This is a genomic window from Flavobacterium aerium (assembly GCF_030766725.1).
Taxonomy (GTDB): Bacteria; Bacteroidota; Bacteroidia; order Flavobacteriales; family Flavobacteriaceae; genus Flavobacterium; species Flavobacterium aerium.
Genome location: NZ_JARQWR010000044.1, coordinates 1 through 400 on the forward strand (window position 1 = coordinate 1; position 400 = coordinate 400).

Sequence of the window (400 nt, forward strand, 5' to 3'; positions counted from 1 at the left end):
GATTAGCTAAATGTGTCAGTTGGTACTTTTCTCGCTAGGCACATAATACCTGCAATAACAGCAAGTACACCTGGAACGATCCATAGTAATCCTACTAAGAAGAAACCTACAACACCAGCTACTAGCGTCAAGATACCGAATACTTTAGCATTGCGTTTAATTAATACAGCAAAAACAATCAAAGCAATACCAAGCACTAAAGCAATTATAGAGAAAATTACTGTTAAACCACCTGCAGCAGCAAGTGCTTCAGAGTCAGCAGCAGTCATCGCAGTTGCGTTAGATAATTCTTCACTGCCAGAAAGAGCAGCAAGTAAACCTCCGCCCGCGATTCCAGTAATACCAGCAATAATACCTGTAATTCCTGCAATTAATGTTAGAACAAATTCTGATTTTCTTG

General features: G+C 39.5%; 1 protein-coding gene. It reads right to left on the bottom strand.

Annotated elements, in window-relative coordinates; genetic code table 11:
* Positions 1-2: 2 nt before the first annotated feature.
* Positions 3-400, bottom strand: a 398-nt coding sequence (locus tag P6733_RS17910) for a DUF4064 domain-containing protein (protein WP_306354315.1), incomplete at its 5' end; no start/stop codon positions are given.